Here is a 5442-nt window from a genome sequence, read left to right on the forward strand (position 1 = left end):
CGCTTGCCCTTCGGGGCGGCACAACAGCGGTTGTGCGGTTTCGCTCATTTGCAATTCGCTACACCCAACTTTGCCATTGGTTGGCACGGCTCCACCGTGCTATTATACCAACGTCAAAGTTCGCACAACCGCGAACCGTTAAGTGAAATAAATTAGAGATGGCAAATCAAATAACTATCTATGACAGATAAAAAGCCAAACAAAGAAATATATGTTGATCCTCGTCATGAGGAGCATTCTTTTGATTTGCCGTTCTGGCGGGACAACGAAAAACTATGGGCACTGGAGGTACCGGTAGAAGAAATGGACATTAGTGAATTGACTTGGATTTTTGACATTCCATTTTGGGAAGATGAAGACGGAAATATCGTCATTACACCACAAGAAGTTATGGATAATATGGACGAATATCCTTACCACAGAGATAAAACACTCAATGCCGATATTTCCTACCCAATCGACATCATGAAAAACAAGAAGGGTAAATGGCTTACTTTAGATGGCCTTCATCGTTTAGTAAAATTACACTTAAACAAAGTGTCAAAAATCCAAGTCAGGAAAGTCCCGCCAGAACTTATTCATCTCACTGCGAGAGATGAATAAATCTCTAATTTACATCACTTAACAATGAATAACTGGTTCACTCACTCCGCTATCGCTCCGTTCGCTCTCCCAAGTTTGGCGGCGGTATGTCGCTCCGCTCCAAATTTTACCGCCACCAAACTTCAGTTATTCATGGACGTTATACGCAATTCAAAAAATATTTTTCTAACAAAGAATAAGGACTGATAGGCTTTCAAAGGAGAATAAATTTGATTTTTTCTTTATTTAAAGAGGGGGATAATATGGTGTTTTCTCCACTCCGTTCCGAAAACGATTTTATATTTAGGGAAAAACTTATATAATGCTAACAACTTTTAATTTATAACATAGGAAATATTATGGAAAATAAAATGAATTTTACAGACAGAATTAAACCAACCGACAAAGGTATCACGACATATTTGGATGATTTAAAAAGTCAAGAATATCAGATACCAACTTTTCAAAGAGATGTTGTTTGGGAAGAAGAAAATGTGAAAAAATTATGGGACAGTATTTATAAGTTCTATCCGTTAGGAAGTATTCTTGTTTGGAAAACAAGTTTAAAATTACAAAATCACAGAAAAATTGGCGGGCATAAAATTGCAGATGATGTTCTCACAAAAACAGAATTTCAATATTTACTGGACGGACAACAAAGAACGACATCTTTATTGACGGCTTTGTATGGTGGAAAAATAAAGGGTAAGGGAGATTTTGATCCCACTTTGTATTTTGATATTTCTATTGAAAGTGAAAACGACACAGATGACGAAAATTACAAAAAAAGATTTCTATATTGGAGCGAGATTGATGATAAAAATGGCATTTTCAAAAGAAATACTGGAAGAAAAAATAAATTTGAACAAGGCCTTATTTTTAAATTAAGGGATATAAAAGAAAAATTTGATGAAATTCAAGAAAAAGTAGTTAATCACCCAGATGTAAATCAAAAATACAATCACCCTTATTGGAAAGAGCTAAGGAGAATCAAGCAAGTTCTTGATAATTATCGTTTATCATTTATTGAATTAAAAGGAATTCAAGTTTCAGAAGTTTGTCAAATTTTTGAAAGAATTAATCAAGCAGGCAAACCCTTGGATATTTTTGATATTGTTGTTGCTAAAACATTTAGACCAAAAACAAAAACGGAAGATGGATTTTATTTAAGGGACTTAATTGATGAATTCAAAAAAATAAATAACAGTAAATTTTTACAGATAAGCGATTTTGATTATCTGCAAATAATAGCAGTTATTATTCGTGAAAATATTGAAAACTCAGGAATTCATAATATTACCCCGAGGTATTTAAATGATATTAAAACTGAACAAATTGAAAGAATATGGGATCCTGCCAAAAAAGCAATTCTAAAAACCTTTGATTTCTTTGAAAATACCTTAAACATAAAAGGTCCTCAATTAATACCATATAGATATTTTTATTTAACAATCGCAAATTATTTCTATAACAATGAAAACCCAAATTATAAATTTTTGAAAAAATATTTTTGGTTCAATAGTATGCATAGGAATGATTTATTAAGCAATACCACAGATATAAATGCTCATGTTGAATTTCTAAATAAAGAAAAAATAAAAGAAGATTACAAGTTTGATAGATTTTTAATAGACAAAGAAGAAATTAGAAAAGTTACTTATAGCTCAAAAGGAACTCGTTCAAGAGCCATTTTATCTTTATTTTCAAGTAAAAAACCAAAAGATTGGAAATATACTGATAGAGATGTTATTGCTGATAATTTTTTCTTTTCAACAGATAAACCAAATTTACATCATATTTTTCCAACAAATTACATTGAAAACAACAGAGAGAATAATAAATTGGATAATAATAGTTTAATGAATATTGCTTATCTTACACAAATTACTAACTTAGAAATAAGTGATAAAAATCCATTAGATTACATTACTGATTATGATAAAAATCCTAATTTTGAAAAAGTTATTGAATCGCACTTACTCCCAAAAGAAATAATTGAATGGGCGAGAATGGAAAAAATGCCATCTGACGCATTAGACCAATTTATAGAAAAAAGAGTTGACATAATAATTAATGAGCTAAAAAGTATTCTTGAAGGAATTAATTTTGAAGTAATAGATACAAAAGAAATTCAAGAAAAAGAAGAAGAATAAGGAGTTTTGAAAAATGAAATTCACCCCTAACCCCTCTTTCATTTTTCAAAACGAAAAAAATCAAATTTATAATTAACGAGGAAAGCCTATCATAATGAGTAAGAAAGAAAAATATTTTTTGAACTCAAGCCACGCTGCGCTCTCCTCCTTTCAGTCGTCGGGGCGTATAACAAGGGATATACGGTTCAGCCCTCGGCTCGGGCTTCACCCAAATTTTTCTTCCGCTACGCTCCAGAAAAACTTCGTATATCCCTAACGTTAGGCGCAATCGAGAAAAAGGCTAAAATACGGAAGGCAAAAACAAACTTTTTTAAATTTCAACTTCTTCTTAAAGATATGAAAAAATATGGCGTAGATAAAAATGGATTCATTATCACCGAAGTAGGTCTAAATAAAGTTAAGCCTGTTTTTCAAAAAGTCCTCAATAAAATCAAAAATGAAGTCATTCATGAATTCGGTGATAAAATTTATAGTTTGTATCTCTATGGCAGTGTAGCGACTGGAAAAGCACGAATTAAATCATCGGATTTAGACCTACTTCTAATCTTGCGCAGGAAACCAACTCCCAAAATCAAGAAAGATATCGAGGAATTTCAAGACAATCTTTCCGCACATCACTTAAGTAAGTTTCGCGGTGTTGGAATTTCCCTAACACATACTAACGAAGTCAAAAAGGATACTTATGGTTGGGGCTGTTGCATAAAGCATCTTTGTGTTTGTCTTTATGGTGAAAATTTTGGAAAAAACCTCCCAAATTTCAAGCCTTCAAAAAGAGTCGCAAAAGCCTTTAATGGGGATATTGAGAAACATATCAAAGCAGTCCTTGAAGAGCTCAAATCAACACATAGTCCTCAAAAAGTGAGTTTAATCTGTAGTAGTGCTATGAGGAAAATAGTCCGTACAGGCTTTTGCTTGGTGATGGAACAAGAACAATCTTGGACAACAGATCTCGATAAATCTTATGAGATTTTTTCCAAATACTACCCAAAGCAGTCTACTGATATGAAGAAAGCTCTTGTACTAGCCAAAAAACCAACGACAAACACAAAAGAGTTAGGGAAATTCCTTAATGATTTTGGGAGTTGGCTGACAGAAGAAGTTGAAAAAAAGTTGTAGTTTGTTTTTGCCATTATTTATAATGCCTTTTTCTCGACAACGCCTAACACAGAATATGCGGTTCCGCTCCCGTTGGTCGCTACACCCATATTTGCCAGCGGTCGCCCTTCGGGCATATTATACCGCTGTCAAACATCGCATATTCTGGAACGTTAGACGAAATAGTTTGGCTTTCATTTTTAAAATACTGGCTATAAATAACTTTTATGAATCAATTTCAATACTCGCCACCAAAAAATCAACCAGTCTCTACTGATGATATTATTGAAGATTTACAGTCAGTAGCGAAAAAATTAAAAACGGAAAAATTATCTCAAAGCCTTTATGTTACGCTTGGGAAATATGACCCTTCTACTATTACAAGACGATTTGGCACTTGGAATAAGGCAGTTCAACAAATTGGTTTAAAGCCTGGCAATATTAATAACTATTCAGATGAGAAACTGTTTGAAAACATTCTCAATATTTGGCAACATAAAGGCAAACAACCTACTCGAAGGGATTTAGATTTTAAACCTTCAGTGATTACTCAAAGTCCTTACAATCGGCGCTTTAATTCTTGGTCAGTCGCAATGAAGGAATTTATCGAATATGCAAATGGGAAAGATATCACTTCCATCAACAAGGACAGCGCCGAAAAATCTCCGAAGAAGACGAGCAGAGACCCTTCGCTACGGTTGCGTTTCAAAGTATTGAAACGAGATAATTTTTCCTGCGTTCAGTGTGGCGCTAGTCCAGCAAAAAATTCGGAGACTATTTTACATGTTGATCACATAAAACCTTGGAGTAATGGTGGCGAGACCGAAATTTTAAATCTACAAACCTTGTGCCAGAATTGTAATTTAGGTAAAAGTAATTTGGAATAAAAGTTATTTATAGCCAGTCAATAATAAGGAAAAAGCCAAACTACATCGTCTAACACGGCATATCTGTAAGGGCTAAAGCCACATTTCGCCACTCTATTTAAAAAAATAAAGGTGGTGGCGAAACGTCAGATATGCCGAAACGTTGTACGAAATAAATTTGCGCCCTATACTTAAACAAAACTCGGAAAAATATGACTACTATTGATCAAATCAAAAAAGAACTCGATGAAATCAAGGCTCGCAATCAGCGTGTTGAAGCTGATAAAGCATGGGAAACAAGCTGGACTCGCAAGCTGCTGATTTTGATTCTCACTTATATTGTAATCGTCATATTTTTCCTTGTTGCAAAGTTACCTGATCCATTTGTGAACGCTGTTGTGCCATCTGTAGCGTTTGTACTTTCAACATTATCTGTACCTATTTTCAAAAAATGGTGGCTCAAAAATATTCACAAATGAGGGGGCGCAAATTTACATCGTACAACACAGAATATGCGGTTTCGCTCCCATTGGTCGCTACACCCATATTTGCCAGCGGTCGCCCTTCGGGCATATGATACCGCTGACAAACATCGCATATTCTGGGACGTTATGTGAAATAATTTGCTTAAATTTTTATTATTAATTAACATATAATCACTATGACTAAAAAAGAAGAAACTTACAGTTACAAAGGCTGGCTTAACTCAGATAGCTTTGTAAAAAGAGTATTTGCTGTAATGGGCT

At 34.0% G+C, this 5442-nt stretch carries 5 protein-coding genes; all 5 read left to right on the top strand.

Going from position 1 to position 5442, the window contains the following annotated elements; translation table 11 throughout:
• The first annotated feature begins 180 nt into the window (after window positions 1–180).
• The 5 genes from Q8P68_01660 to Q8P68_01680 all read left to right on the top strand — a co-directional run bounded on the left by Q8P68_01660 (window position 181) and on the right by Q8P68_01680 (window position 5175).
• The gene (locus tag Q8P68_01660) at window positions 181–603 is read left to right on the top strand and encodes a hypothetical protein (GenBank protein ID MDP4007875.1); all 423 of its coding nucleotides are present in this window, start codon (window positions 181–183) and stop codon (window positions 601–603) included.
• Between the two features lie 338 nt (window positions 604–941).
• Window positions 942–2735, top strand: coding sequence for a DUF262 domain-containing protein (locus Q8P68_01665; protein MDP4007876.1), 1794 nt, complete (start codon window positions 942–944; stop codon window positions 2733–2735).
• Between the two features lie 336 nt (window positions 2736–3071).
• Window positions 3072–3851 carry a nucleotidyltransferase domain-containing protein gene (locus tag Q8P68_01670; protein ID MDP4007877.1) on the top strand — a complete coding sequence of 260 codons (780 nt, stop codon included), beginning with the start codon at window positions 3072–3074 and terminating at the stop codon, window positions 3849–3851.
• Window positions 3852–4057: 206 nt separating this feature from the next.
• Window positions 4058–4717: an HNH endonuclease gene (locus Q8P68_01675; protein ID MDP4007878.1), complete on the top strand. Its 660-nt coding sequence runs from the start codon at window positions 4058–4060 to the stop codon at window positions 4715–4717.
• A 191-nt stretch (window positions 4718–4908) separates the two neighbouring features.
• A complete protein-coding gene (locus Q8P68_01680; protein MDP4007879.1) occupies window positions 4909–5175 on the top strand; it encodes a hypothetical protein in 267 nt (88 codons plus the stop codon).
• The last annotated feature ends 267 nt before the right edge of the window (window positions 5176–5442 follow it).

This window comes from Candidatus Peregrinibacteria bacterium (genome assembly GCA_030700255.1).
Taxonomy (GTDB): Bacteria; Patescibacteriota; Gracilibacteria; order UBA1369; family JABINC01; genus JABINC01.